Here is a 25,162-nt window from a genome sequence, read left to right on the forward strand (position 1 = left end):
CTGCTGGAAAGGTCGTATTAAACCCACAATATCATGCAAGGGGGTCCCCGCTTAAAGCATGCGGGGATGACGATTTTTACTGCCGTCATCCCGGCCCCGAGCCGGGATCTCCTTAAAAGGTTGATTCACCAGATACAGCCTTTTCGCAATAGCACTTTTTAACTCTACAACATCATGTTGGGAGATCCCGGATAGCTCTGCGAGCTTCCGGGAAGACGTAGTCGGTTCGGGGATGACGATTTTTACTGCCGTCATCCCGGCCCCGAGCCGGGATCTCCTTAAAAGGTTGATTCACCAGATACAGCCTTTTCGAAATAGCACTTTTTAACTCTACGACATCATGTTGGGAGATCCCGGATAGCTCTGCGAGCTTCCGGGATGACGAAGCCGGTACGGGGATGACGATTTCTATTCCGTCATCCCGGCCTCCGAGCCGGGATCTCCTGAAAAGGTTGATTCACCAGATAGAGCCTGTTCGCAATAGCACTTTTTAATTCTACGACATCATGTTGGGAGATCCCGGATAGCTCTGCGAGCTTCCGGGAAGACGCAGTCGGTTCGGGAATGACGTGGTTGTTTGAACTCCGTCATCCCGGCCTCCGAGCCGGGATCGCCTTAAAAGGCTGACTCTTCAGATAATACTTACTTCGGTGGCGGTGGCAATAAAGCCAGTGCTGAAGGTGGCAGGGCAGACATATCTATCATCACGCCTTTCTTTGCTGCTTCCTGACCAATAATAGCGCCGATGTCCTGTGGAGATTTAGCGCCGGACTCTTTCACTGCAGCCTCTACAGCACCGAAGAACTCCTGAAAATGGCCGGGTGCAACCAAAACCAGTAAATGAGCAGGCTCATCGTAGGGGTTCCAGAAACCATGCTGATTGTTGCGTGGCAATGACGCTACAGTGCCAGGCTCAGCAATCACCTCATCGGTTCCATTAAGAAAATGTACCGTGCCGTCTAATACGATAAATATTTCATCTTCATTGGTGTGGGTATGGGGCGGAGCGCCGAGTGACTTTGCGGGTAATATTTCCTCGAACAGGCCGATCTCGGAAGGTAAATCACCCGTTTTGACATGCTGATAGATAGGTCTGCCGGTATACATTATGGGTTTACCCTCACCAAGCTTAGTAAAAAAAGCGTGGTATTCACCGTGCCTTGATTCATGTTGATGTGCCAAAACAGGGGCCGCCAACAAAGCCGCAACGCCTGCCACTGCAGCAAATGTTACCTTTTTCATAGATACTCCTTGTTATTATCTGCATAAAATATGAGCAAGTAACGAGCGGTGGTCAAGTTTTTAACCGGTATCCCTAATTTCTGGTAGCCGGTACAGCTTAAAATGTGCCTGAAAAAAGGCAGGCTAAAGGTAATTGAATCTTAACCTTTGCCTGTAAGCGGCTCAGGAAACCCAGGTAAGACTATGCTTAAAATAATTACATGCCATGCTTTTCAGGCCTTCGGTATCTATATGGTTTACATCAACATTCTCAATTGGATGACGAACCGGATATTTGAACTGACAACAGACACAAGCCTGCTGCCTTATTTCTTTATATTATCGGCTTGTAATCTGTTTCTTCGCCAGGAAGAGACAATGAGTCAGCATAGCCTTCCTCCCTTGAAACGAACTTGTAGCGGTGCAGTTATCAGCAAACTATGACGTCATGTAAACGTCATCAATGTGGGGTAGCGTCGGGCTTTATTTGCCAACAAGGTTAAGCGATGAAATGGGATTCAATTAAGTCCCGGTTACTCTTAATGACCACCTTGTGTGTTTTCGGTATGGGATTAATGACCGTTAATCAGCATTACTTTGGTCAGAAATTAAGTGCCCTCAATGAGCAGAACGTAGCGTTACAGCAACTGCAAACAAGTCTGCTGCAATTGCGGCGCCACGAAAAAGACTTCCTTTTGCGCCATGATCGTCGTTATCTTCAGCAATTTCGCGCGCAATACCAGCATTTTATCGGCACGGTTCATACCCTTGATAAGGTCATTGAGCAATATCATCTGCCGCCTACTCTGGTGAGTAATATTGCGGTAAACAGTGAACAGTATGCCCGGCATTTTTATCAGTTGGCAGAATTGATGGAAAGTTATGGATTAACCGCTGAAACGGGGATAAACGGCGAACTTCGCCAGCTTTCCACGGCGTTAAATACCCGGGCTGAAGGGCTCACGCCAGCTCTGGTAAACTTGCTCGGTCGAGCCACTTATCTGGCCGCCGATTATCAACTTATCGCCGATCCGAAAACTCTGGAAGCACTCAGACAAACGCTGTCACTCATCCTTGGTAGTCAGTCGTTACCCGTGGAAGTCGAAGGCCTGTTGGTTGATTTTCGCCAGCAGGTAAATCGTCTGGTTGAGGTTAAGCAACAAATCGGCTTTACCGAACAACAAGGCCTACGTGGTCAGTTTCGCCAGCAGGCCCATCGGGTTGAAGATGATTTGGCTGCATTGGATAAAGCCCTGCAACCCGTACTGTTATCGCATAAAGAACAGGCAACCATGTACAGTACGGCCATTGCTGTACTGACATCAGTCGCACTAATTTTGTTACTGGTCAAAAGTTTTGCGACCTTCCACCGGTCTTTTGCTAACTTCGTACTGTTTTTTTACCGCTGTAAACGGCAATATCAACGTATAGACCCAAAGCAACTCGGATTTTCGGAGTTTCGTTCGCTCGCTGCACTGGCCAATGAGATGGTTGAAAGCAGGCGGCTAACCGAGCAACGACTGGCCAAACTGGAAGCCGCCGGCCGGAAATCTTCAGAGGTTGCGCCATAACATTTTATAAGAGGGCAGCAATGCAATTTAATCAACTAGGTAGTAGCGACTTACAGGTATCGGAAATTTGCCTCGGGACCATGACATTTGGTATTCAGAATACGCAGAAGGATGCTAACGACCAACTCGACTACGCGGTCGATTACGGCATTAACTTCATCGATACTGCTGAAATGTATCCAATCCCGCCTAATGAAGCGACCTACGCTGATACCGAGCGTTTTATTGGTAACTGGCTGGCAGCGAATCAGGATAAGCGTGAAAAGCTGGTGCTGATGACCAAAATTGCCGGCAGTGGCCTGGCTTACATCCGCGATGCCAGCCCCATTAGCAGTAACAGTATTGCGGTGGCGCTCGATGAGTCACTGAAGCGGCTGCAAACCGATTATGTTGATGTTTACCAGTTACACTGGCCAAATCGTACTTCACCACATTTTGCCAAACACTGGCCCTGGCGGACGAATCCGCTGGATACCGATGTCGAGCGTGAGCGTGATGGTATGCGGGATATAGTTCAAGGTATAGGTGAGGCAATTAAAGCCGGTAAAATTCGCCATTGGGGTTTATCGGACGATACCCCCTGGGGGATTCACACCTTTTTAAATATCTGTCGCGAGCTTAATGTGCCTAAGCCGGTATCAATTCAGAATGAGTTTAGTCTGCTGCATATGAAAGACTGGCCTTATTTAATCGAAACCTGTGTATTTGAAGATATTGCTTATCTGCCCTGGTCGCCGCTGGCCACAGGATTACTGACCGGTAAATACCAGAATGATGAGCGCCCGAAGGGCAGCCGCTGGACCTTTGTTCAGCGCCAGGGCTTATTCAGAAATACCACTGAAGCCCATGAGGCGACCGCGCGCTATATGGAAGTTGCCGAGCGCGCTAAAATCTCGCCCGCCCAACTGGCGCTGGCGTGGTGCAAGCAGGTCCCCGGCGTGACATCCACCATCATTGGCGCAACCAGCGTGGCGCAGTTAAAAGAAAACATCGACGCATTCGAAATATGCCTGACGGAAGACACCAAAAGACAAATCCACCAGGTGATCAAGCGCTACCCGGTGGCTTATTAGGTATGCACTTAAGGGATTTCTTTAGCCGTTGAAATGTTGCTTTAAATACTCAGGTGAAACTAATTTTGCGTAACGTTTTTTCTCATTCTGATTAAAGCTAACCGTTAAAAGCACTGACTCCGCCTCTTCTTCGGGAAGATCGGGAGCAGTGCACTGAGCATCGCTAGGAATTGAATAGTTTACAATATCAAGCAAGCAGTTAACCCGAATACCAAAGGTATCATTGTCATTCTTTAGCACCAAAATACGCTCAAGTTTGCCTTGGTTAATCTTAGTCTTCGTGTGGTAATCACTGTTGTTGACCGAAAAAAGAGAGCGAAAATCATAAACCGCAACAGACTTATTATGAAGTAATATCATACCGCACAGATAACCATTGTCTGATACCGGAATAATTGGAGTATCCGCAGGGGCGATTTCGACAATATCACTAAGGTCAGATAAAATTTCGGTGCCCATATCATAGTGGATAGCACGGTTTTGCTCACTGTTACAAATTAGTTGGTTTTCTGAAATCTTTTGTTTATCTGACCGGCATAGACCCATTACGCCTTGAATAGCTTCATTGTTTGCGAGATAGTCAATATCCACTTCCATGATAAGAGGCGGACTCTGCTCAACTTCTGCTCCTGCGTTTTGATTGCAAACGGCAGACACTGGATACAACGTTGAAAACCAACTGTGTCCGCTAAATGTCTGCTCCGGCTTTTTTATGGCCTGCTGTGAGTCAACTTCAACCACCTCTATTATACAATCAACACTGAATCCGATCTGATGTTCATTAATGTTGATGAAAACAGTTGGACGTTGTTGAGGCGCTATTTCACTAGGCTGTCCGAATATCAAGCAAGCTAGATCCAATACCGGGATCAATTTACCCAGGTGCGCGGTTTCACCAAGATAACACGGGCTGCTGCAAGTGCTTGTTTCCACGTTGGTGATGTTAAGACTACTAAAGATGCTTTTGGCATTGAAAGCCAGCATTCTTTCGCCAATTTTTATCAGCATAAATATTTGCGGTTGTAATGTGTCTTTGGAGAGATGCTCTGGATGAAGCGCAGTAGTGTCAGGCGTGGTAACGAAAGGTAATGCTGAATCTGCAAAAAGCATTTCATGGTTAAGCATAGTGACGGTACTTTGGGTTAACTGATAATAGAAGCTACCCGAGAAAACACTCTGTTCAGAATGAGAAGTAAACCGGCCAATAGTGTGCACATCGATGTCAAACATTCCCACAACCTCATCAATGGCAATGCCAATCAGCGAGTCAACAAAACTGAGTATCACAATAATGTCATGCTGTCTGCAAGTGTTGGCATTGCTTACATATGTTTCCAGGCTAATTACAGGAATAACCCAACCGCGTCGGTTAAAGCCGCCAATTACACAGGCTTGAGGCGACATTAAGGGCGTGACATCCTGAAAAGGCATTACTTCGCTTACCACCAATCAAAAGAAAGCTGCCGAAGGAATTTTCTGAATCAGCCGGATAAAGCACGACCAGCATCGTTCTGGAATTGAGTTTTCTGTCTTGTTTGGCTCTAAAATAACGTCGAGTAGGCAAATTTTGGGAAATAGCCGCAAAATCGAGTTCATCATCGGAATAAAACACTTCATCAAAGTGGGTTTCCTCCAGTGTGGTGAGGCCAAGAAATGCAAGCAGTCTTTCGTTGCAACCAACAAATTGACCGCCTTGGGAAATTTCACCTATACAAAACTCATTGCCAACGCAACTCTCCAAATGTTTATTGAAGGCGACATTCATAATGTCGCCCTTGATATCTAATAATTCCTGACCGGTTGAATCTGACATGTTGACCTCGTTGTGGACAATGCTTTTTGGATAACTCATAAACATAGGCTTGATAAAAAGGTATTGTTTTATCGTCTATAGCTAGCTTTATAAACATCAACAAATCGTGATTTGAACAATAAACGAACAGTATTAATTTGCTATTAGTCTTAAGTTTAAGAGGCAATAATTTTGAATTTCATCTCCAAGTGTCTGTTTTTATTTGCTTGACATTATTGATTCACCGTAAATGATGAACATTGAAAAATTAACTTAATGAAAATTAAAAAAATAAAAACCATCCAATGTGACAAAAGTGACAAATGGGCAATATATTGCTTTGGTGTTTGTTGTGCGCATTAGTTGTTTTTTTTATAACAAGGTATTGGGAATAATACCTATGTGCTGGGCGTTTTTCGTCCAATCTATATGCACAAGCACTGTGTGTGTAGTTGAGACGAAGATTCGAGGTAACCCATGGCACTGAAAAAACATGCAGAACAATCGGTTTCTGCACCTGCTGTAAGAGTTGATGCAAAAATGCGTCGCGAGGCAGAAGAGCAGCGGCGTAAGGCGCGAACCCTGGCAAGGCAACAACAGGCAGCAGAGCGCGTTGCAACAGCAACGGCAGAACTTGCCAGCGGTATTAGTCAGTCTGCCAGTGCCACCGACCAGTTAAGTACCGCTATAAACGAAATTGCTGCGGGCGCAGAGGAATCAAGCAGCGCCAGTCAGGAAAGCCTGGCGGCCATTACTCAAATATCGGCCTCGTTGACAGCACAACTGGAACTTTCCGGCCGCTCAAAAGACACCACCTTATCCCTTCAGAAGTTTGTTGAAAGTGTCATGACAGATTTAACCACAATGATGGATAGTGTTAAGACGGCTTCGGAGCATCAGTCCCGCTCCGTTGTGATGATGAGTGAGCTCGAGCAACAGGCATCTAACATAGGCGAGGCAGTAAAACAGGTCACCAGAATCGCCGACCAAACCAACCTTTTAGCCCTTAACGCCGCCATTGAAGCAGGCCGAGCAGGTAAACATGGTAAAGGGTTTGCTGTAGTTGCTGATACTGTTCGCGCGCTGGCCGAAGTGTCAGACAAAAGCGCTGCGGAAATCGCCCAGCAGATCGAGCTTATACAACAACAGTCAAATAACGTGTCTGACTCGGTGAAACGTTCATCAGAAGCGGCCCTTGACGAAGTGAGTAAAGGCGAAAAGGTCACTACTCAGTTAGAACGAATTAAAACCGACATGCAGTCAATCGCAGAAGGTGCCGAGACACTGCAAGCTCAGATAACCGAGATGGACTCGGCGTCCCGCGATATTCAGAAAGGAGCCGAAGCCATCTCTTGTGCTGCCGATGAGCAATCGTCGGCAGCTCAGGAAGTGTCAAGCAATATTGGTGAGCAAAGCAGCGCTTTGACCCAGGCTGAACAAGCAGCGCAATCCCTTGAAATCATTACTGAAGAGTTAAAGAACAGCACTGACATTAACAAAAGCGCAGAAGAAGTTGCATCGTCTGCCGAAGAGTTGTCTTCCAGCATGGAAGAGATCAGCCGTTCGACTACTGAAATATCCACTGCACTGAGCCAGATTAATAATGGCGCACAACAGGCTGCTGCGGCTGTGGATCAGTCAGTTTCCAGTATTAACATTCTCCGAGAAGGTGTGAATGAGTCTTCTCGACAGTGTGACGAAAGCCTCACTAAAGGTGATGTGATCACGTCATTGCTAAAGGAAAACCGGGCATTAATTGAAGAGATGGTTGAGGGCATCAATAAGGCGCTTAAAACCAGCAAAGAGAATGTGTCATCCATTTCGGAAATGGAAGTGATGACCCGTCAAATCGATAAAGTTATCGATACGATCACAACGGTATCGGTAAAAACCAGCATGCTGGCGGTTAATGGTGCTGTGGAGGCGGCCCGAGCGGGGGAATATGGTAAGGGTTTTGCGGTAGTTTCTGCCGATATACAAAGCCTCGCTGATGAAGCTGCCGAAAACGTGGAACAAATCAAAGACCTGATAAAAGCCATTCAGGAACAGACAATTTGTGTTAAGCAGGATCTGACTAACGTTGCAGACAGTGCTTACCGGGAGGTTTTAAAAGCGCAGAAAACCACAACCGATATAGCGAGCATTGCCAAAGATATGGAAGTTGTGCTCGGCTACAACAAAGATATACAACAGGCCTCAGAAGAAATCGCGGCAGCAGTGACTCAGGCGCATAAAGGTATGGAACAAATCGCCACTGCTAATGAGCAAGCCAGCAGTAACTGTCAGCAAGCGCTCTCTGCGGCTGATCAGCAAAGCAAAGGCATGGAAATTCTCGCTCAGTCTATCGAAGAGATTGCTTCTGTTGCCGACGAGATGCAAAACGGTTAATTGCGACCTGGAGGTTTTCCATGAACGATACAGAAATACAGGAAAGCACAACGGGCGAAAGCGAGCTGCAGTTCGTGTCTTTTTTAATCGGCGGCGAAAAGTTTGCTTTTCCTATGAACTCAGTAGGCGAAATTATTCGCGTACCTTCAATGGTGGGAGTGCCACTGGGTACACCACAAATGCTGGGCCTGGCCAATCTGCGCGGTAATGTACTGCCGGTTTATGATTTACGGGTAGTGTTATTGGGCGAAAGAACCGCAAGCACTGACAGTTCTAGGGTAGTCGTGGTTGAATCTTCGCTTGGCGTTACCGGTTTTCTGGTCGACAAAGTCAACCGGGTTTACAGCGTCAGTAAAGATTCTGTGGTCAAAGAACAGGCAAAAGAGTCAGCTATCGCCTATGAATTTCTTGATGGCCTGATCCGGCAAAATGGTGAACCGTTGGAGCAAATTCTGAATGTAGACTTACTCGTTAAAGCCCAGCTTCACGTAGTGTCTGGTGATAGTGATTCAAACATAGCACTCAATGGTTTGCGCAAAGCTGACTCACATTTGGAACCGGATGATATCGAAGAGCAACATCAGCTTGTGTGTTTTTCAATTGCTGAACAGGACTTTGCATTTTCCCTTAATGATGTCGGTGAAATTGTCCGGGTGCCAGACAACATTTCAGCATTGCCAGACAGCCATTCATCGGTACTCGGCCTGGTAAATTTGCGCGGGCGTATCATTCCAATTGTTGATTTGGCATCCAACCTGGGGCTACCTCGCGCGCATATTAACGATGCATCGCGCATTATCATTGTGCATTCTCACTCTGCTGAACTCGGCAGTGTTGGGTTAGTGGTAGCCAGGGTCAGAAATGTCATCAGTATTTCTCCTGATGCTCTTGAAGCAATCCCGGCAATGTGTAACGACGGCTATTCAGATGGTGCACTGGCGTCTGTTTATCGCGATGAGAGCAGCCGTAAACTCATTTCCATACTAAACCTCAATGGCATTTTTAGTCGTTCCTTACGGCGTAGCCTTGAAGAGACAACCAGTCAGTCGGAGGCAGATGCGATGCAAACCCAGAATGAAGCGCTGATTGCTGAAGAGGATTATCAGCAGTATGTCATTTTTTATATTGACGGCCAGGAATATGGCGTGGGAATAGAAGATACCCAGGAAATTACACGCGTACCCGATAGCCTTGAGAGCGTACCTAATACACCCGATTACCTGCAAGGCATAGTCAACCTGAGAGGTACCGTATTACCGGTGATTGATTTGCGTTGCCTGCTTGGGTTGGTTACTGCAGAGCAGACAGACCGTCAGCGCATCATAGTGCTAACCCGGGATAATCAGAAAACCGGTTTTATAGTCGATGGTGTGGCCGAGGTTAAAACCGTTGTAAGTAAAACCATCGAATCTGCCCCGGCTTTATCAGACGAACAGTCTGAAATGCTTAATCGACTGATTAAGCTGGATGATGAGCAGCGGATTATTCAGTTGCTGGAGCCGTCGGTATTGTTATCTGACAGCGCCGTTAGCAGCATGACTGCAGGGTAGACCGTGTTATGGCAGTAAAAGTATTAGTGGTGGATGATTCCGCGTTAATGCGGAAGCTATTTAGTCAGGTTTTTACAAGGCATCATTACGATGTTGAAACCGCCAGGGACGGTGAAGAAGCACTATCCAAATCGGCCTCATTTAAACCGGACATTATTACGCTGGATATCAATATGCCGGTGATGGACGGATTGACTTGCCTGAGTTTGCTAAGGAAGTTTCACCATTGCCCGGTATTGATGCTTTCTTCACTGACCCAAAAAGGGGCTTTGGTAACTCTTGAAGCGATGGCGTTGGGAGCGGCTGATTATGTACTTAAACCTGGTGGCACAGTGTCTAAAGATATTGCCGCCATTGAGCAGCAATTAATCACCAAGGTCGAGGCTCTGACACAAGGTAAACAGGTATCGAAAAAGGCAGAATGCAACCTTCCGGTTCAGTCTGAAGTGGCGAGACCTGCCAGGGCGAAACCCGGTCAGATTAGTTGTGTGTTGATTGGTGTATCTACTGGTGGGCCACGCAAACTGGAAGACATACTTACGGCTTTACCGGCTGACTTCGGTTGCCCGATTGTTATTGCCCAGCATATGCCAAAAGCTTTCACGTCTGCGCTGGCCAACCGACTGGACAAACTGTGTGCCCTTGACGTGGTTGAAGTGGATCAGCGCATGCCGCTGGAATCAGGTAAAGCCTACATTGCTAAAGGTGATGCAGATATTTCGATGGTTAAAAATGCCCAGCAAATATCTGTTCGACCGGTACCAGCAAGTCCGAATTTTTTATGGCACCCCAGTGTTGATCGAATGGTGGAGTCTGCCCTTGGGTGTATTCCGCCTTCTCAGATGTTGTGTATACAACTCACTGGAATGGGCTGCGATGGCGTGGCTGCTATGTCGAAAGCTTATAAACGTGGTGCCGTGACTATCGCAGAAAGTGAAGATACTGCAACGGTCTTTGGCATGCCCAAAGAGCTGATTCAGGCAAATTGTGCCACGTATGTTCTGGGATCGCAGAAAATTGCCAGCAAGATCATAGAGATCTGTTCACATTAGGAGTCGCATATGGCACTCAAAAAAGCAATCGAAATAGTATCTGAAAATAATATTCAGATTGAATCAGCAGAAGATCGGCTGACAGCATTGCTAATGGAGCTAGAAGCAGAGGCGGGTAGCCGTCGGCGTTATGCCGCCTCTGAATTACAAAACTACCCGCAGGCACGGGAACATCTCTTAAAGCGAATTGATGTTGAGCAGGCACCAGAAGTGATTGAATCGCTGTTTAATGCACTGGCAAATCTCTGTGATGACGATTGTGCTGTAGCGCTACTGACAAAGCTAAAGTCTGAAGATGCGCAGATTCGTAACTGTGCTATTGAGCTACTGCAAACTCAGCCTGAGTTGGTAGCTGCGCACATTGAAGAACTGATGGCTGATGACGATCCGGATGTCCGGATCTTTGCCATGGATGTGATTGGCGCGGTATGTCATCCATCAGCAGTTAACTGGTTACATCACACTGTGCTGCAGGATACGCATATCAATGTAGTGGGTACAGCAATCGACAAACTGGCTGAAATAGGCACTAATGAGAGTCTACCGGTATTGCAGCAGGCTGCAGAGAAGTATGCTGACCAACCTTATATTATTTTTGCTATTCAATGTGTCAGGCACAGCATTGAGGGAGCGGAGTAATGGTAAACCAGTGCGATGACAAACACGCTGATTTGGAGATTTCTGCCGCGGATTTTGACCGATTCAGAGCTTTGTTTTATCGCAAAACAGGTATCTATTTTGAAGACTCCAAGCGGTATTTTGTCGACAAACGCCTCAAAGACCGAATCAGATTAACCGGTCATAACCAGTTTAAAACTTACTTTACGTTTATGCGCTTTCAGGCCAGTGGAGCAGAGTTCCAGGAACTGGTAAATGCGATGACCGTTAACGAAACGTACTTTTTTCGGGAGGATTATCAGTTTGACGCCATGTGTCGCCATCTCATGAATGACCTCGACAAAACTCGTCAAACTGATCAGGAACTGCGTATCTGGTCTGTTCCATCCAGCACCGGTGAAGAGCCTTACTCGATAGCAATCTATCTACTTGAGTACTGGAATGGACTCGCCCACCGCGACGTGGAAATTGTTTCGTCGGATATTGATACCAGTGTCCTGGCCCGTGCCAGACAAGGGATATATTCCAAACGCTCTGTGCAAAATGTGTCACCAGTGCTGCGTAAAAAGTACTTTATAGAAAGTGGCGGCGAGTTTCATTTGTGCAGTGATATAAAAGACTCTGTGTCTTTTGGTCTGGCTAACTTACTGGCACCCGAAATGGCCCGACAATTTAGAAATTTTGACCTGATATTTTGTCGCAATTTGCTGATCTATTTTGATGATGACTCGCGCAGACGAGCTGCACAGGTGCTTTACGATGCGTTAAATCCGGGGGGCTACATATTTCTTGGCCATAGCGAATCCATGAGCCGGATTAGTTCGCTGTTTAAAATTAAGAAGTTTGGCGATGTTATTGTGTATCAAAAGCCAATTAGCGAAGGAATTACCAAATGAAAACCATCATGATTGTGGATGATGCGAATACCATCAGAACCTACCACAAAATGCTGATCGCAACCCCTTCGCGAAAGGTCGAGGAGGCTGAGAATGGTATCGAAGCGCTTGAAAAAGCCCTGTGTAGCAAGGTGGATTTGTTCATGGTTGATGTAAACATGCCGAAAATGGATGGCTATCGGTTGTGTCAGGAGATTCGCCAGAATCCGTTGCTACAGAATATTCCGATTATCATGATTAGTACCGAATCTGAATCAAAGGACGCAAACCGGGCATTTAGCTGTGGGGCCAACTACTACATGGTCAAGCCGGTCGAAGGAGAACTGTTAAATGAAATGGTTGGCCTGATGTTGGGGGAGTAAAGTGATGAGTGAATTACTCGATACGTTTATTAGTGAGTCCAGGGAAAACCTCGAATCAGCCAGCCAGCAGCTTATTTTGCTTCACACCCAGGGGTTTAATGCTGAAGCAATTGATGATGTATTTCGCGATCTGCATACCATCAAAGGTTCATCAGATCTGTTTGATATTAAGCCATTAACCCGCCTGGCCCATGCAGCAGAAGACCTGCTCGACAGCATTCGCAGTCAGGAGACGCCCTACACTGAAGAAATTGCTGATATTTTGTTAGAAGGTCTCGATCAGATAAGCACGTTTTTTGATGAACTGGAAATCGGTAATTATAATCTTGCTGAGTGGGCTGTCTTATCTGAAGAGCTCGCTTTGCGATTGCGTGGACAAATGCTTCCCATAACAGGCGACACTAGATCGGACGATCAAACCAGCACAGAAGAAAGTCCTCACCAAACAACAGAAGCGCCTGTCTATGAACAATGCGAATCACGACGACCACTTCTTGCCAGACTCGACCTGCGTGGCAGGCTGTCGGCATTGAGCCAGTTATGCGGTGCTCTTGAGAGTATTACACTGGTTGACTATCAGCCTGATCCCGACTGTTTTTTTCGTGGTGAAGACCCAATAAATGTTGCACTGGCAACGCCGGGTTTAGTCGCCATGAGTCTGGCGCGAAAAAACGATGCCGATCTGCAGGATGTGTATTGTTGCCATTTGGATTTGTTGCTGTGTAGTACTGCCCCTGTCAATGAGCTTCGACAGCATCTGGCTTATTATGAAGGGCAATATGAGCTTTGTCTGGTCAGTAAACAGGCGATGTTTGAAAGCGTTAATGATGCACTGGGAAAGGCATGCAGAGATGACGCTATTGAACTGGCCAAGAGTATAATCGGGCGCGATGCTTTACAAACTAAGCGTTTGAGTGAATTTTTCAGTGCGTCAAATAACCCCGAAAGTGATAACTTTACCGTTTATCAGTGGCTTGCCGAGTTGAGTGAAGAGCCTGCCAGGCTTAATGAGCTGGCTGGCCTGATGGTGAGCGAGCAAGCCGTCACCATGCCTGCTGCCACAATGCCAGCTTTGTCGGATACTGCAACCCGGTTATTAACTCAGCAGCGCACTCTGCTTGAAAATATGCTGGACAGCGCTAACAGTCGGGCAGCGTTACCTGCCATTCGACTGATTGTGCAACGTACATTAGATACGGAAGATGTTACGGATAGCGACCAGGATTCCATTCAGTTTTGGATCCAGCAGATTGATAGCGCATTGAACACCGGGCCGGTAGTAAAAGAGCAACAGCCAGCAGCGACAAGTGAACCGCCAGCGACAGAGAACAACACCTCCGCAACGCCTGCAACTGACACTTTGGCTACTAAGGATGAAATACTGGAGCCCGGTCGGGCCACTGAACGCCAGATTCCAAAAACCTTAAAGGTAGATCAGGAAAAAATTGACTATCTGATGGATCTTGTTGGCGAACTCACTGTTGCTAAAAACTCTCTGCCTTATCTGGCCAAGCAGGCCGAAGAAGAAGGCGGGAACCGCCAGCTCAGTAAACAAATTAAGTCGCATTTTTCTATTGTAAATCGTCTGACCGAAGAGCTGCAAAGCGCGGTATTGCAAATCCGAATGGTGCCGGTTTCTCATGTGTTTCAGCGCTATCCAAGATTAGTCAGGGATTTGGCGCGTAAGCTCAATAAAAAGATCAATCTGGTTATGCAGGGAGAGGATACTGAGTTTGATAAAAATCTGATTGAGTCTCTGTCTGAGCCTCTTATTCATTTGCTACGCAATAGTATCGATCATGGCATCGAGACGCCAAGGGTTCGCCTTGACAACGGCAAAGAGGAAGTCGGTAACATTGAGCTTATCGCTACTCCTCAGGACGATAACGTTATTATTGAAATCCGTGATGATGGTAAGGGAATTGATGCCACACAGATAAAAATGCTGGCCTTTAAAAAAGGCATTATTACCGAGTCGCAAGTGGAAAGCATGGATGATAACGAAGCCCTGCAATTAATTTTTGCCCCTGGATTTTCTACTTCTGAAACAGTTTCTGACCTCTCTGGCCGTGGGGTAGGAATGGATGCTGTGCGAACTATGGTCAATCAGGCAGGTGGCACCATTGAAATGCATTCGGAAGTGGGGATTGGTACGCAGTTTAAATTGATTCTGCCGCAGACTATGTCGGTAAACAGGGTCATGATGTTTGAAGTAAACGGCCAGATGTTTGGGGTAAGCATGGATGCGGTGGTTGAAACCGTTAAAGTGCCCCCGACAGAAATTCAGCATATCAAGAATCATCAGGTGTTAGTGATCAGAGAAAAGCTCGTGCCACTTTATTGCTTACGCAGTCATCTGGGGTTTGATCCTGATTGCGAAACCAAAGAAGAACAGGCAGTAATGGTGGTGAATACCAGGGAAGGCGAAATCGGTCTGAAAATCGATCGCTTCCACGAAGGTATTGATGTTATTCAGAAGCCGCTGGAAGGGGTTATGGCAGGCTATTCTCATTTTAGCGGTACGGCTTTACTGGGTGACGGACGGGTGTTGCTAATTATTAATATCCAGGAGTTATTGTCATGCCAATAGAATTTAAGCAAAAGGTCGCAGTATTTGATGGACATTGTGAAATTGAGCTGGCAGAAGCATTAGCTGCCTGGTTGGCAGAGAAACCCAACCGGCAGGTCAATCTGAAGCTACTAACGTCTGCTCACACGGCGGTGTATCAGGTATTGCTTAATTTACAACCCGGCGTATCTGTTTGGCCAAAGTTACCAGATTTGGAATGGTTGCAAACGGCTATGCAAAGCATTGGTCGGGTCACGGAGCCGGGCTGATGGCGAAAGTGATGGTGATTGCTAATCGCAAAGGAGGGACGGCAAAAACAACAACCGCAGTGAATCTTGCTTATGGCCTTAGCCAGAAAGGTTTTCGTGTGCTGGTTTGTGATTTGGATAACCAGGGGCATGTAGCGATTGGATTTGGTTGCGTAAATGGCGACGAACCCTTTGAGCAACCTGAATGGTTGGCAACAGTGCCCGCGCTAAAAGGTCTATACCGTTACAACGAATATATCGATATAGCGGTTGCCAGTAATGAGCAACAACAGGAGGTATTTACGCTACCGTTCCTGACCACTGTTTTCGGGCGGGTTCGCACTCTAAATCAATATGATCTGATTTTGGTTGATACGCCGCCAACTCTGGGGCCGGTTTTATTGAGTGCATTGGCCGCTGCCGATCAAATTTTAATTCCGTCTGAACCTACGCCTCTCGCTTCAGATGGTGTGCAAAAGTTACTGAATGCCTGCGTGCGGGCAATTAAAAAACAGCAATTCCGCGCAACCAAAATCTCAGTACTACCAGTGATGGTTGATAAACAATTGTTGTTACACAGGGCAACGTTGGATAGCTGGAATCAGCGCTTTGGTGCTACAAGACTACTGCCTCCCATTCGGCGAAACATCAAAGTGGCTGAAGCCTTTGCCGCTTGCTGCCCGGTTTCTGTCTATGCGCCTGCGTGCTCTGGTGCTAAAGATTACCAGCTGCTGTGTGATAATTTTTTACCTAACTAAGAGGTTTTATAATGAAGACTATTCATTTAATCGATGATTCTACTACCATGCTGATGAGCATGGAGATGTTATTAAAACGAGCGGGCTACGATATTATTAAATCAGTCAGTGGAGAAAAAGCGCTGGCGGCATTAAAAGAGTCCACCCCAAAATTGATCATTACCGATCTGAATATGCCGGGTATGAATGGTATTGAACTGATCCAGAGCATCAAAAAAGACAGTAAGTTCCGCTTTACCCCAATCCTTATGCTGACTACGGAGTCTCAGCAAACTCGCCGGGATGAAGCCAAACGAGCCGGAGCTACCGGCTGGCTGGTCAAGCCGGTTGAACCAGAGCAGCTACTGGCTATCGTAAAACAGCTTGCCCCATAGGTGATGTATGAAAAGTTTATTGCTAAAAATAGATCCGGATACCTTTCTGCAGCACGAAGCGGGTAAGTCAACCATACTTATGGTGGTGATGTTATCGATGGCCGGATTAATCATATGTGTTGTACTGGCCTCGCTTGTAGAATTAATTGCGCCTGGCAGCGTAGCCTTTTTTCAGGTATTTCTTTCATCACTGGTCACCAGTGTGTTGTGGAGCGCGATTCAACATCGACAAGCCAGTAAGAAAGCGGAAGAGGATGAGTTAAAACAGTCGGTTGCCGATACTTACCTGGCAGAAACTTCCGTTCAGCTAAAGAAGACTCATGAACAGGTTAGTGAGTATGCGAGCATTTTAAACGGGCAGATTGATGGTATATCGGAAATCACTGAAGAAGCTTCTATAGACTTAATGAACGCTTTGTATGAGATTGAAACGACGATACAGGACGGGTTGGACAAAGTTGAACTATCTCAAAAGTCTACCGCGGAATTCAGGAAATCGAGTTCTGACGAATTGGAAAGGGTCAATGATCGTCTAGAAGAAATCACCCAGCTTATTAACAATCAACGCGAACAGGATAAAGCCCATAATGAAGCGATCCAGGATGTTCTGCAGGAGATCGATAACCTGAAAGAACTTACAGAACTGGTTAAAAATATTGCATTTCAGACCAACCTGTTGGCACTTAATGCTGCTATTGAGGCTGCCCGCGCCGGCGAATATGGTCGCGGATTTGCAGTGGTTGCTGAACAGGTGAGAACCTTATCTTCACAGTCATCAGAGGCCGCTGAGAAAATTGAAACTGGCATCAAGTCGGCATTGCAATCGGCCAAAGTGCATGGAGAAAGGCTGCTGGCAACAAACCACAGTGAAGATACCTGTGAACTACTGTGTTCATTTTCTGACTCGTTGAGCAATGTAACAGAACACTATCGCAAGCTTGAGGCATTTAGTCCGAGAATGCTTGCCAGTTTCTCTGGTGTGGCAACGACCATTGCTAAAATGGTCGGCAATGCTATCGGTAAAATTCAGTTTCAGGATATTATTCGCCAACGTGCCGAGAACGTTAAGCTTGAGCACGACACCATGGTTTCATTGTTTCGCCATTTCTCCGACTACATCGATAAACGAAAAGCTTTTGACGACACATTTAATCTGAGTATTGCTGAGATGTTTGAAAACTACGTGATGGAAGACCAGCGCCGCATACATTTTGATCTTACCACTACCAATGGTGAAAAACGCCCCACCGACGAACTAAGAGAGCCTAAGATAGAGTTATTCTGATGAACTCAAACAGTTCGGGTAAATTTTAATCGATTGGGGTCAACAGGCATGCATTAATCATCAAAGTCATTGACTTTATTATGGCAAATTCCAGCATGAAAGCTTTATCGGTTACTCTCATAGCAGTTTAAATCAAGGCTGGCAGAGAGACCTGCCGCAGGCTAGTCAGATTGATAAGCATATCTCAGAGCTTTTCCTGTTAGGTAAAGCACTTAATATAATTGTCATGTAACGTCAATAGACTGGTGGTTGGTTAACTTTCCACCTTCAGTTTATGTCGACAACATCACTTCCATTAGGCAGCCAGGCGGGCGCTGCACCTCAACCAAACCGCCATCAGTGGGTGGTCTTGCTGGGGCTTATATACCTGATGCTGGTTGCCGTCTCGGTAATTGGCAATGGCTTTCAGGCGATGACGGCCGACCATGCAGAGTCGCTTTTTCAGTTTGCCGAAAACCCGGTTACCGGTTTGATTATTGGCATTCTTGCTACGGCCCTGATCCAGTCGTCCAGTACGGTAACTTCGATAATCGTGGCGATGGTTGCCGGCGGGTTACCCATAACACTGGCGGTGCCGATGATGATGGGCGCCAATGTTGGCACCAGTATTACCAATACCATCGTCAGTATGGGCCATATCAAAAATGCCGATGAATACCGTAAAGCCTTCCAGGCCGCTACGATTCATGACATTTTTAATCTGATGGCGGTGATTATCTTCCTGCCGCTGGAGATTATGTTTAACCTGCTGGAGAAAATCAGTGGCGTGCTGGTGAGCTGGATGCACAGCGACGAGGTGCTGGAGGTGGGGGGATTTAACCCCATAAAAGCGGTCACCTCGCCGGTAAGCCAGCAACTCGAATCCTTGTTGTCGGGCTTATCCTCCGGCTATGCCGGTGCGCTGATGATTGTGGCAGGGATATGCCTGATCATCGTTTCCATCACTTATCTTGGTAAAATCATGAAAGCGTTGATGGTCGGCCGGGCCAAAACCATGCTGTACAGCAGTATTGGCAGAGGGCCAATTTCCGGAATTGCCTCTGGCACGGCGGTAACCGTGCTGGTGCAGTCTTCGTCAACCACCACGTCGCTGATGGTGCCGTTGGTCGGCAGTGGCGTACTCACGGCCAGAGATATCTATCCATTTACACTGGGCGCCAATATTGGCACCTGCATTACCGCAATTATTGCTGCGCTCGGGGTTAGTGGCCTTATGGCAGAGCCTGCGCTACAAATCGCGCTGGTCCATTTTATTTATAACGTGCTGGCAGTTCTGTTAATTTTTGGTTTACCATGGTTACGGGAAATCCCGCCGCTGTTGTCTGGTTTGCTGGCTGACAGAGTGGCCAAACAAAAGGTACTGGGTTTGGTGTATATTCTGAGTGTCTTTTTTGCGTTGCCGTTTGGCTTTTTATTACTGTCAGGATTTAAGCTGCCATAAAAAAGGCCACAATTAATGTGGCCAACTTGGGAACAACTGAACACAACGGGCAGCGCGCACACGCTGCCGTAATTAAGTGTAGTCTTAAAAAGCGTACTTCGCCGAAAATTGCACGCGGCTCATGTCACCTTCAAGACCCGCTTCGGTTTCACGCTTCGCGTAAGCATATTCAGCACCCACCGTAACGGCTTTGCTCATGGAGTAAATATAGTTCACGCGGGCACTGTAGGTTTTATCGGTGTAGTCACCCATGGTAACGTCGGTAACTTGCTCGGCGTCGGCATCAAAAGCTGAAAACATGATGCTGGAGCGGGCTTTGTCGGTCCACATATGGCGGTAAGCTACGCCATAACCCGTTGAATCAATGGCGTCCAGGCTGCCGGTGTCTTCGTTATACACGGCGCCCTGCGCGGCATTCAGAGCAGCGTAACGACCAATGCCGCTACCGGTGAAGAAAGTGAAACGCAGGTCGTCGGTATCGCTTAACTTCACTTTTGACGTAATAGACACACCCATCCCAGTGTCGGATGCATCAATGCCACCTACCTCATAAGATAACTGGCGTAAGATACCGGCTACTTTTACGTGACCCCAATCTGCTTTGTGAGTGTAGGCACCAATTACATCGGGCACTGAGTTGTCATCTGTTGCGCCCACGCCAACTACGGTGGTTTCCGGATTTTCCAACGCAAAATCAAACCCGTTTTGTGAATAACGTACCATTACCTGACGGCCGAAGGTAATCCCATCGGTGGTACCGATAAAGTCCAGAGACTCAGGTAATGCGCCTACGTCCATAAAGGTGGTCCAGGTTTGACCTACCAACCAGTTTTTGTATTTTAAGAAGGCGTGACGTAAACGTGGCAGATAAGAGTTAGAAATCCGCTCGTTATCGTAGTCGCCTTTGGTTACCATGAAATCAAATTCCAGCACACCTGTGATGCTGTCACCGCCATCTACCGGCGTATTGGTGGTTAAACGGAAACGAGACTGTCTTGCATGACCATCAAAACGGCCGCCAATGTCATCATCAGATGCGCCCACTGCAATAGTGGAAGGGACATAAAAATCCCGGTTCAGAGGATGACCTTCGCCGTTGGAGTAATCACTGTAGATGCCATCTACTTTGATGTAACCGGTATATTTAACGTCTGTTGAGCCAATCGTAGCGGCGTTGGCTGAAGCCATTGCAAAGCCAGCTACAGCCAGTGATACTGCGCGGGTAATTGTTTTCATAGTGGTTTTCATGTTTCTCGTCCCATTTGTCCAGGAATTGGATGATTGGTAAAAAAAGTGTAAAAATACAGTTAACGAATAATAATTTGGATGAGTTTAGACCAATTGCAAATAAGCGGATGGTCTATAAGACGAAAGTCGTAACACATGGTAAGTAAATAGAATTTTCGTTTTCGCTAAGACCAAAGTCGCATTTTTCTTTGGTCAGGAACAGCTACATTGATCTATCAACAATATCACTGCTTTTTATTTAAAATTGGAGGCACATCAAATGACTGCCAGCAAGATATACCCGGTTCAAGAGGACATCAAAGCATCTACGCATCTGACTGAAGAGCAATATTTCGAGATGTACAAGAAGTCAGTTGAAGATCCTGAAGGATTCTGGGGCGAACATGCCAGCACGCTGGATTGGTATACCAAGCCAACAAAAGTAAAAAATACGCATTTCGGCGCTGATGACGTCTCCATAAAATGGTTTGAAGACGGCGAAATCAACGCCAGCTACAACTGTATCGATCGCCACCTGGCAGAAAATGCCAAGAAAACGGCCATTTTCTGGGAAGGCGATTCACCTGAAGACAGTGATGAAATTAGTTTCCAACAGCTCCATTATGAAGTCTGTAAGCTGGCCAATGGCCTGAAGAAACTGGGCGTCGAAAAAGGCGATCGTGTTGCGATATACATGCCGATGGTACCCCAGGCAGCATACGCAATGCTGGCCTGTGCGCGTATCGGTGCGGTTCACTCGGTAATCTTTGGTGGTTTCTCGCCAAACGCCATTGCCGACCGTATCAATGACAGTAGCGCCAAAGTAGTGATCACCTGTGATGAAGGTCGCCGTGCTGGTCGCAGCGTACCGCTGAAAGCCAACGTCGACCGCGCACTGGCTAACGATGCGTGTCCTTCAATTACCAATGTTATCGTGCATAAGCTGACCGGTGGTGATGTCGCCTTTGATGACAGTGTTGATGTGTGGTGGGACGCCCTGGTAGAAGACTGTTCTGCGCAGTGTGAGCCAGAAGTCATGAACGCCGAAGATCCGCTGTTTATTCTGTATACGTCAGGCTCTACCGGTACGCCTAAAGGTGTGGTGCATACCACTGGTGGTTACCTGTTATATACCGCGATGACTTTCAAGTATGCCTTCGATTACCGCGAAGATGATATTTACTGGTGTACTGCCGATGTGGGCTGGATCACCGGTCACAGTTACATGACCTACGGACCACTGATTAACGGTGCTACGCAGGTCTTCTTTGAAGGTGTACCCACTTATCCGGATGTACGTCGTATTGCTCAGGTTGTTGAAAAGTACAAAGTAAACTCTCTGTATACTGCGCCTACTGCCATTCGTGCGCTGATGGCCCATGGTGAAGCGCCGGTAGAAGGTTGCGATCTGTCTTCTCTGCGTCTGTTAGGTTCAGTAGGTGAGCCCATTAACCCGGAAGCCTGGGAATGGTACTACCGCGTTATTGGTGAAAGCCGTTGTCCGATTATGGATACCTGGTGGCAAACTGAAACCGGTGGCATGATGATTACGCCACTGCCGGGTGCCACACCACTTAAGCCGGGGTCGGCTTCGCGTCCGATGTTCGGTATTCAGCCAGCACTGTTTGATGCTGAAGGTCAGGAACTGGAAGGTGCCAACGAAGGTAACCTGGTGATTAAAGAAAGCTGGCCAAGCCAGGCGCGTACCGTTTATGGCGATCACGAGCGTTTCATTAATACCTACTTCAGTGCCTATAAAGGCGTTTACTTCACCGGTGACGGTGCTCGTCGTGATGAAGACGGCTACTATTGGATTACCGGCCGCGTGGACGACGTATTAAACGTGTCTGGTCACCGTTTAGGTACCGCTGAAATCGAGAGTGCGTTGGTTGCACACCCTAAAGTGGCGGAAGCTGCCGTTGTGGGTTATCCGCACGACATCAAAGGCCAGGGTATCTATGTGTACATCACGCCGAATGAAGGGGTTGAGCCGGATGACGCGCTGACCAAAGAAATTCGTGCCTGGGTACGTACTGAACTGAGCCCAATCGCCACACCGGACATGATCCAATGGTCTCGCGGTCTGCCGAAAACCCGTTCAGGCAAAATCATGCGTCGTATCCTGCGTAAGATTGCAGCCAATGAGCATGAGCAATTAGGCGACACGTCAACGTTGGCGGATCCATCGGTTGTTGATACACTCATAGAGGAGCGTCTTAACAAGTAGAACGGAGTAATAATGATAACGCTGCTGATTGCCGATGATCACCCTTTATACCGCGATGCGCTAAAGGGAGCGTTGTCCTTGTCGTTGCCAGACCTCACCATTCTGGAGGCTGGTGACCTTACTGCCACCGCCGACATCCTCGAAAAAGAGGATGTCGACTTGTTATTACTCGATTTACATATGCCGGGCAGTAACGATCTGTTCGGCTTATTACATATCCGCAAGCTTTATCCCGACTTGCCCGTAGCGGTTGTATCCGGCACCGAAGACGCCACCATTATCTCTAAAATTGTTGGGCTTGGGGCGCTTGGTTTTATTCCTAAAACCACCAGTGCCGACAACATTGCCAAAGCGGTTCAGGTGATTCTGGACGGTGATATCTGGTTACCTGAATCTATCAGCGAAAAGCTTGAAGATGTGGACGAGGAATTCTCCGAACTGGCCGACAAAATGTCGAGCCTGACACCTTCGCAATACAAAGTGCTGTGCTATATGCGCGACGGTCTGCTCAATAAGCAAATTGGCTATAATCTTGATATCGCTGAAGCCACGGTGAAAGCTCACGTAACGGCAATATTTAAAAAGCTGGGTATCAATAACCGCACTCAGGCGGTACTGATTGCCTCGCAGCTTGAATTAGAGCCGCCGGCAACGCCAGACAAGTAGCCACGCGTCAAAACAAATGTTTAAGTGGGCTGTTATAGTGTGAGATGGCCTTTTTGGTAGGGTCTGACAGCAGCGGATTGGCGATGCTGATAAGCGTTCTGCCTGCCAGTAAGTTTCGCGCTCTGATGTAGAAATGCTGTGACGTTAGTAAGCGCGACATATCACCGTTAGCCGCCAGAATTTGTAACCCTTTTTGCAGCCGTTTAGCCAATTCCGGCTTGTTCTTGGTGACAAAGAAAAACATAGGGTTGTCATATTGCAGGGTAATGTGGCGGGCGATAACAAAGCCTTCAGCGGATCGGCTTTCAAGCTCTTCAAACACTTCGTGAGCGGCCCGCGGATAATAGTCTGCCTGGCCAGCGGATAATCGTGCAAAAGCACCTGCGTAGCTGTCTCTTTCCAGAGTAAAGCCGTTGAAGGTCAGAATGCTGTTATCCGGCCAGCCGGTGCCTTGCACCGCAGTCAGCGCTTTGAGTTCAGACAGCGAAAGCGCATGGTTAAACCGATCGTCGGCTGCTCTTACCAGGATCACGCGGTAACCAAACAGGCCGGCCGTTAAAGGCACACGTACCGCTATATGCTGTTGCTCTCGCTTAATCGTAGTAATCGACCAGGTGATGTCGGTACGTCCCCGGGCGAGTTCTTCAAATTGTTTTTGCTGAGACACCACCTGAGCGTCGGGTACCAGTATGACCGGCCCGTATTGATTATCGGTTTGTGCTAAAGCCAGGCTAAGCAGGGTTTTAATGTAAAAATAAAACTCACCGGTACCGGGTTGATAGGTGGGTATGTTAATTTGGCTGACATCGTTGAATGCGTTGGGCTGCGCCTGGCACGTGTTGACCATACCTTGTAAACCACCGGCCAGCACAGCAGCCAGGATTAACCTTATCCCTGGTAGTCTCTTCATTTTACAAACTAATTATTGCCATAGGGTGCCTGTAACAGTTGCTGATGTTGTTCCTGGGCCTGCAGGCACGCGCCCAGGGAACCGATATTTTCCAGATCAAAAACAGTTCTGCCACGAAGTATGGATTTTGCTTCCTTATACCACTGTTGCTCTTCCATCAGTTTAAGGAATGCGCCGCTTTCCACGGTGCGTTGAAAACCCGTTGAGAGCCGCTCTGCCAGTGCCGAATTGCCTTTTCTAACGTAAACCAGAAACAGCAGGGGATAGCGTAAGGCGTGATCAGGGGCAATAGCCAGGCCATCCACGTTAGCGGCTTTCAGTTCCCCTATCACTTCGGCTATTCCGCGTGGGTAATAATCGGCGAGGCCTCTTTCCAAAGCCCGGTAGGCAGAAAAGCGATCCGACGAAAGTACCGTAAAACCGTTATTAACCAGAATGTCGTGATCATGCCACTTTTCTGACTGCACCGCGACAAGCCCTTTAAGCGCGCCGACTGAGTTGATAGCGGAGAAGCGCGGGTCGTTTTCGCGGATCACATTTACCCGAACGCCAAACAACCCGGCTACCTGCGGCACTAACACCGGTAGGTAGCTTTCATTGCGTTTCAGCGAACAGGTCGCCCAGGCAACATCGGTAATGCTCTGATTAAGATTGCGTAGCTGACGTTCTTCTTCAACCGGGATCCTCAGATGCACCAACTCGGCTTCTCCGAAATCCTGCTCAGAGGCTTTAATTGCCAGCTCCAGCTGCAGGTTCAGGTAGTTAATAATCGGGTGGTCAATGGTAAAGGTTGGTAGCCTTATCACTTCCTGGGCTGTACTCTTCACTGAGTAAAATCCAGCTAACACAACGGCAATCAGGGCCAGTTTCTTCATGAGCAGCACAGTTCCATAGTCATCACTGTTGAAGTATAGGTGATGAGTTCAGTTCCTGC

Annotated in this window: 22 protein-coding genes; 16 read left to right on the plus strand and 6 right to left on the minus strand. The window is 47.3% G+C overall.

Annotation, left to right across the window (positions count from 1 at the left end; translation table 11 throughout):
- Positions 1-642 precede the first annotated feature (642 nt).
- The gene (locus tag AC27IB_RS17765; protein ID WP_487122612.1) at positions 643-1,242 is read right to left on the minus strand and encodes a cupin domain-containing protein; all 600 of its coding nucleotides are present in this window, start codon (positions 1,240-1,242) and stop codon (positions 643-645) included.
- Between the two features lie 485 nt (positions 1,243-1,727).
- On the opposite strand from AC27IB_RS17765, the gene AC27IB_RS17770 reads away from it, so the two are divergent.
- Positions 1,728-2,792, plus strand: a complete 1,065-nt coding sequence (locus tag AC27IB_RS17770) for a chemotaxis protein (RefSeq protein ID WP_487122614.1) — start codon at positions 1,728-1,730, stop codon at positions 2,790-2,792.
- Between the two features lie 20 nt (positions 2,793-2,812).
- Entirely contained in the window at positions 2,813-3,865 is a 1,053-nt protein-coding gene (locus AC27IB_RS17775) for an aldo/keto reductase (protein WP_487122615.1), read from the plus strand.
- 21 nt (positions 3,866-3,886) lie between these two features.
- Here AC27IB_RS17775 and AC27IB_RS17780 read toward each other — a convergent pair whose 3' ends face one another.
- Positions 3,887-5,269, minus strand: a complete 1,383-nt coding sequence (locus AC27IB_RS17780) for a chemotaxis protein CheW (protein ID WP_487122617.1) — start codon at positions 5,267-5,269, stop codon at positions 3,887-3,889.
- Positions 5,235-5,678 carry a hypothetical protein gene (locus AC27IB_RS17785; RefSeq protein ID WP_487122619.1) on the minus strand — a complete coding sequence of 148 codons (444 nt, stop codon included), beginning with the start codon at positions 5,676-5,678 and terminating at the stop codon, positions 5,235-5,237. The genes AC27IB_RS17780 and AC27IB_RS17785 overlap by 35 nt, the downstream gene beginning before the upstream one ends.
- Before the next feature lie 456 nt (positions 5,679-6,134).
- Between AC27IB_RS17785 and AC27IB_RS17790 the strand changes: the two genes are divergently transcribed.
- From AC27IB_RS17790 to AC27IB_RS17845, 12 genes are all read left to right on the plus strand, one after another.
- Positions 6,135-8,045, plus strand: coding sequence for a methyl-accepting chemotaxis protein (locus AC27IB_RS17790; RefSeq protein ID WP_487122621.1), 1,911 nt, complete (start codon positions 6,135-6,137; stop codon positions 8,043-8,045).
- 20 nt (positions 8,046-8,065) lie between these two features.
- A complete protein-coding gene (locus AC27IB_RS17795) occupies positions 8,066-9,595 on the plus strand; it encodes a chemotaxis protein CheW (protein WP_487122623.1) in 1,530 nt (509 codons plus the stop codon).
- Between the two features lie 8 nt (positions 9,596-9,603).
- A complete protein-coding gene (gene cheB, locus AC27IB_RS17800; protein WP_487122625.1) occupies positions 9,604-10,647 on the plus strand; it encodes a chemotaxis-specific protein-glutamate methyltransferase CheB in 1,044 nt (347 codons plus the stop codon).
- 9 nt (positions 10,648-10,656) lie between these two features.
- Entirely contained in the window at positions 10,657-11,286 is a 630-nt protein-coding gene (locus tag AC27IB_RS17805) for a HEAT repeat domain-containing protein (RefSeq protein WP_487122627.1), read from the plus strand.
- Positions 11,286-12,161, plus strand: a complete 876-nt coding sequence (locus AC27IB_RS17810) for a CheR family methyltransferase (RefSeq protein WP_487122629.1) — start codon at positions 11,286-11,288, stop codon at positions 12,159-12,161. Before AC27IB_RS17805 ends, AC27IB_RS17810 begins: the two co-directional genes overlap by 1 nt.
- Entirely contained in the window at positions 12,158-12,523 is a 366-nt protein-coding gene (locus AC27IB_RS17815; RefSeq protein ID WP_487122631.1) for a response regulator, read from the plus strand. Before AC27IB_RS17810 ends, AC27IB_RS17815 begins: the two co-directional genes overlap by 4 nt.
- 4 nt (positions 12,524-12,527) lie before the next feature.
- The gene (locus AC27IB_RS17820; protein WP_487122633.1) at positions 12,528-15,113 is read left to right on the plus strand and encodes a chemotaxis protein CheA; all 2,586 of its coding nucleotides are present in this window, start codon (positions 12,528-12,530) and stop codon (positions 15,111-15,113) included.
- Positions 15,104-15,361: a hypothetical protein gene (locus AC27IB_RS17825; RefSeq protein WP_487122635.1), complete on the plus strand. Its 258-nt coding sequence runs from the start codon at positions 15,104-15,106 to the stop codon at positions 15,359-15,361. The genes AC27IB_RS17820 and AC27IB_RS17825 overlap by 10 nt, the downstream gene beginning before the upstream one ends.
- On the plus strand, positions 15,361-16,098 hold the full coding sequence (locus AC27IB_RS17830; protein WP_487122637.1) for a ParA family protein: 738 nt from the start codon (positions 15,361-15,363) through the stop codon (positions 16,096-16,098). The genes AC27IB_RS17825 and AC27IB_RS17830 overlap by 1 nt, the downstream gene beginning before the upstream one ends.
- A gap of 11 nt (positions 16,099-16,109) precedes the next feature.
- The gene (locus AC27IB_RS17835; protein WP_487122639.1) at positions 16,110-16,472 is read left to right on the plus strand and encodes a response regulator; all 363 of its coding nucleotides are present in this window, start codon (positions 16,110-16,112) and stop codon (positions 16,470-16,472) included.
- 7 nt (positions 16,473-16,479) lie between these two features.
- Entirely contained in the window at positions 16,480-17,757 is a 1,278-nt protein-coding gene (locus AC27IB_RS17840; RefSeq protein WP_487122641.1) for a methyl-accepting chemotaxis protein, read from the plus strand.
- 274 nt (positions 17,758-18,031) lie between these two features.
- Positions 18,032-19,198 (plus strand): Na/Pi symporter, encoded by a 1,167-nt coding sequence (locus AC27IB_RS17845; RefSeq protein WP_487122643.1) that lies wholly within the window; start codon positions 18,032-18,034, stop codon positions 19,196-19,198.
- 84 nt (positions 19,199-19,282) lie between these two features.
- Here AC27IB_RS17845 and AC27IB_RS17850 read toward each other — a convergent pair whose 3' ends face one another.
- Positions 19,283-20,446, minus strand: coding sequence for a DcaP family trimeric outer membrane transporter (locus AC27IB_RS17850; RefSeq protein ID WP_296050296.1), 1,164 nt, complete (start codon positions 20,444-20,446; stop codon positions 19,283-19,285).
- Positions 20,447-20,705: 259 nt separating this feature from the next.
- On the opposite strand from AC27IB_RS17850, the gene acs reads away from it, so the two are divergent.
- Complete coding sequence (acs, locus tag AC27IB_RS17855; RefSeq protein WP_296050299.1) at positions 20,706-22,652, plus strand: acetate--CoA ligase; 1,947 nt, start codon at positions 20,706-20,708, stop codon at positions 22,650-22,652.
- 12 nt (positions 22,653-22,664) lie between these two features.
- The gene (locus tag AC27IB_RS17860) at positions 22,665-23,318 is read left to right on the plus strand and encodes a response regulator transcription factor (RefSeq protein ID WP_296050301.1); all 654 of its coding nucleotides are present in this window, start codon (positions 22,665-22,667) and stop codon (positions 23,316-23,318) included.
- A gap of 7 nt (positions 23,319-23,325) precedes the next feature.
- Here AC27IB_RS17860 and AC27IB_RS17865 read toward each other — a convergent pair whose 3' ends face one another.
- The gene (locus AC27IB_RS17865; protein ID WP_487122646.1) at positions 23,326-24,228 is read right to left on the minus strand and encodes a hypothetical protein; all 903 of its coding nucleotides are present in this window, start codon (positions 24,226-24,228) and stop codon (positions 23,326-23,328) included.
- A gap of 8 nt (positions 24,229-24,236) precedes the next feature.
- Entirely contained in the window at positions 24,237-25,103 is an 867-nt protein-coding gene (locus AC27IB_RS17870) for a hypothetical protein (protein WP_487122648.1), read from the minus strand.
- Positions 25,104-25,162: the final 59 nt, after the last annotated feature.

It is taken from the genome of Alteromonas sp. 4NH20-0104 (genome assembly GCF_057547795.1).

What these genes read in the sequence shown, in the direction of transcription:
- AC27IB_RS17860 (WP_296050301.1), top strand. Translation starts at nt 22,665, where the DNA reads ATGATAACGCTGCTGATTGCCGATGATCACCCTTTATACCGCGATGCG.
- AC27IB_RS17780 (WP_487122617.1), bottom strand. Translation starts at nt 5,269, where the DNA reads ATGTCGCCTCAAGCCTGTGTAATTGGCGGCTTTAACCGACGCGGTTGG.
- AC27IB_RS17770 (WP_487122614.1), top strand. Translation starts at nt 1,728, where the DNA reads ATGAAATGGGATTCAATTAAGTCCCGGTTACTCTTAATGACCACCTTG.
- AC27IB_RS17870 (WP_487122648.1), bottom strand. Translation starts at nt 25,103, where the DNA reads ATGAAGAAACTGGCCCTGATTGCCGTTGTGTTAGCTGGATTTTACTCA.
- AC27IB_RS17865 (WP_487122646.1), bottom strand. Translation starts at nt 24,228, where the DNA reads ATGAAGAGACTACCAGGGATAAGGTTAATCCTGGCTGCTGTGCTGGCC.
- AC27IB_RS17775 (WP_487122615.1), top strand. Translation starts at nt 2,813, where the DNA reads ATGCAATTTAATCAACTAGGTAGTAGCGACTTACAGGTATCGGAAATT.
- AC27IB_RS17845 (WP_487122643.1), top strand. Translation starts at nt 18,032, where the DNA reads ATGTCGACAACATCACTTCCATTAGGCAGCCAGGCGGGCGCTGCACCT.
- AC27IB_RS17765 (WP_487122612.1), bottom strand. Translation starts at nt 1,242, where the DNA reads ATGAAAAAGGTAACATTTGCTGCAGTGGCAGGCGTTGCGGCTTTGTTG.
- AC27IB_RS17825 (WP_487122635.1), top strand. Translation starts at nt 15,104, where the DNA reads ATGCCAATAGAATTTAAGCAAAAGGTCGCAGTATTTGATGGACATTGT.
- AC27IB_RS17850 (WP_296050296.1), bottom strand. Translation starts at nt 20,446, where the DNA reads ATGAAAACCACTATGAAAACAATTACCCGCGCAGTATCACTGGCTGTA.
- AC27IB_RS17835 (WP_487122639.1), top strand. Translation starts at nt 16,110, where the DNA reads ATGAAGACTATTCATTTAATCGATGATTCTACTACCATGCTGATGAGC.
- AC27IB_RS17840 (WP_487122641.1), top strand. Translation starts at nt 16,480, where the DNA reads ATGAAAAGTTTATTGCTAAAAATAGATCCGGATACCTTTCTGCAGCAC.
- AC27IB_RS17805 (WP_487122627.1), top strand. Translation starts at nt 10,657, where the DNA reads ATGGCACTCAAAAAAGCAATCGAAATAGTATCTGAAAATAATATTCAG.
- AC27IB_RS17815 (WP_487122631.1), top strand. Translation starts at nt 12,158, where the DNA reads ATGAAAACCATCATGATTGTGGATGATGCGAATACCATCAGAACCTAC.
- AC27IB_RS17785 (WP_487122619.1), bottom strand. Translation starts at nt 5,678, where the DNA reads ATGTCAGATTCAACCGGTCAGGAATTATTAGATATCAAGGGCGACATT.
- AC27IB_RS17790 (WP_487122621.1), top strand. Translation starts at nt 6,135, where the DNA reads ATGGCACTGAAAAAACATGCAGAACAATCGGTTTCTGCACCTGCTGTA.
- AC27IB_RS17810 (WP_487122629.1), top strand. Translation starts at nt 11,286, where the DNA reads ATGGTAAACCAGTGCGATGACAAACACGCTGATTTGGAGATTTCTGCC.
- AC27IB_RS17820 (WP_487122633.1), top strand. Translation starts at nt 12,528, where the DNA reads ATGAGTGAATTACTCGATACGTTTATTAGTGAGTCCAGGGAAAACCTC.
- AC27IB_RS17795 (WP_487122623.1), top strand. Translation starts at nt 8,066, where the DNA reads ATGAACGATACAGAAATACAGGAAAGCACAACGGGCGAAAGCGAGCTG.
- cheB (WP_487122625.1), top strand. Translation starts at nt 9,604, where the DNA reads ATGGCAGTAAAAGTATTAGTGGTGGATGATTCCGCGTTAATGCGGAAG.
- AC27IB_RS17830 (WP_487122637.1), top strand. Translation starts at nt 15,361, where the DNA reads ATGGCGAAAGTGATGGTGATTGCTAATCGCAAAGGAGGGACGGCAAAA.
- acs (WP_296050299.1), top strand. Translation starts at nt 20,706, where the DNA reads ATGACTGCCAGCAAGATATACCCGGTTCAAGAGGACATCAAAGCATCT.